2 protein-coding genes are annotated in these 1,904 nt (G+C 75.2%); both read right to left on the bottom strand.

The window, feature by feature from the left end; genetic code table 11:
* Positions 1-37 precede the first annotated feature (37 nt).
* Positions 38-1,324, bottom strand: a complete 1,287-nt coding sequence (locus ACFW1I_RS36975; RefSeq protein ID WP_384678272.1) for an MFS transporter — start codon at positions 1,322-1,324, stop codon at positions 38-40.
* Between the two features lie 161 nt (positions 1,325-1,485).
* On the bottom strand, positions 1,486-1,904 hold a 419-nt coding region (locus tag ACFW1I_RS36970), incomplete at its 5' end, for an MBL fold metallo-hydrolase (RefSeq protein WP_384678270.1).

The following is a 1,904-nucleotide window of genomic DNA, read 5'->3' as shown; positions in this document are numbered from 1 at the left end:
CGCCCGGGCCGGCCGCCGCCGTTCCCGTACCCCCCGCTTAGGCGGGCGCGGACTCGACCGCCTCCTCGGCGCGCCGCTGCGGCAGCGTCTCCGGCAGCAGGGCGAAGCAGCCGAGGCTCACCAGTGCCACCACCGTCAGGTAGGCCGCCACCCCCCACGGCGGGCCCGAGCCGCCCTCCGACAGGGTGGTCGCCACGATCGGCGTCAGGGCCCCGCCGAGCACCCCCGCCAGGTTGTAGCCCACCGCCGCGCCCGTGCAGCGCACCCGGGGCTCGTACAGCTCCGGGAGGTACGCGGCGACCACGGCGAACATGGTGATGAAGGCGAGCAGCGCGCCCAGGAAGCCCAGGAACATCAGCAGCGGCTGCCGGGTGTGCAGCAACGCCACCATCGGGAACATCCACAGCGCCGCCCCCGCGCACCCCGCGAGGCAGAGCGGCCTGCGCCCCCAGCGGTCGCCCAGCAGGGCCAGGAACGGCGTCGCCGCGCCCTTCACCGCCACCGCCGCCATCACGCAGACGAGCATCACCGTGCTGCTCACCCCGAGCTTCTCGGTGCCGTAGGCCAGCGCCCAGGTGGAGACCGTGTAGAAGATCGCGTACCCCACGGCGAGGGCGCCGGCGGTCAGCAGGACGAGCCGCCAGTGGTCGCGCGCCACCTCGGCGAGCGGGGCGTTCGCCCGCCGCCCGGACGTGGACAGCTCCTCGAACTGCGGGGTCTCCGCGAGCGAGGAGCGCAGCAGCAGCCCGGCGGCGGCGAGCAGCCCCGCCGCCCAGAACGGCACCCGCCAGCCCCAGGAGCGGAAGTCGGCGTCGCTCAGCCCGGCGGTGAGCGCCAGCATCACGCCGTTCGCCAGCAGGAAGCCGACGGCCGGGCCGATCTGCGGGAAGCTCGCCCACAGCGCCCGGCGGTGCGGCGGGGCGTGCTCGGCGGTGAGCAGGACGGCCCCGCCCCACTCGCCGCCGAGCCCGAGCCCCTGGAGGAAGCGGAGCAGGAGGAGGAGCAGGGGAGCGGCGACGCCGATCGACTCGTACGTGGGGACGCAGCCGACCGCGACGGTGGCGCAGCCGGTGAGCAGCAGGGAGGCGAAGAGCACCGGCCGGCGCCCGTGCCGGTCCCCGATGTGCCCGAAGAGGACGGAGCCCATGGGGCGGGAGAGGAAGCCGATGGCGAAGGTGCCGAAGGCGGCGAGAGTTCCGGCGAGCGGGGAGAAGGTCGGGAAGAAGAGCGGCCCGAGGACGAGGGCGGCGGCCGTCCCGTAGACGAAGAAGTCGAAGAACTCGATGGCGGTGCCGACGAGCGAGGCGGCGGCGAGTCGGGGCATCGAGGGGGTGGGTCGGGCCGCCGGTGGCGACGGAGTGTGACTGGGGTGCATGTGCCGCCAACTACCCGGCCGCCGTCCGGGTTACGGGGGCGTACGGGAGCGGCCCCGGCGGCGTGCGGGGGCGCCCCCGGCGTCACCGGGGGCGCTTCGGCACCGGCGGTTCACCAGCCGCGCTCGCGCCACTCCGGGAGGTGGGGGCGCTCGTCACCGAGCGTGGTGTCCTTGCCGTGGCCGGGGTAGACCCAGGTCTCGTCCGGCAGCGCGGCGAAGAGCTTGGTCTCGACGTCCCGGAGGAGGTTCGCGAACGCCTCCGGGTCCTGCCAGGTGTTGCCGACGCCGCCGGGGAAGAGGCAGTCGCCGGTGAAGAGGTGCGGGTGGCCGTGCGGGTCGTCGTAGACCAGCGCGATGGAGCCGGGGGTGTGGCCGACGAGGTGCCGGGCGGTGAGCTCCACCTCGCCCACCCGGATCGTGTCGCCGTCCTCGACGAGGACGTCGGTGGCGACCGGGATGCCCTCCGCGTCGTACGCGCCCGCGTACGTGGTGGCGCCGGTGGCGGCGACCACCTCGGACAGGGCCTGCC

Source organism: Streptomyces sp. NPDC058955, from assembly GCF_042741435.1.
Classification (GTDB): domain Bacteria; phylum Actinomycetota; class Actinomycetes; order Streptomycetales; family Streptomycetaceae; genus Streptomyces.
Note: the sequence above shows the minus strand (reverse complement) of the source record. Positions and strands in the feature narration are given on the sequence as shown.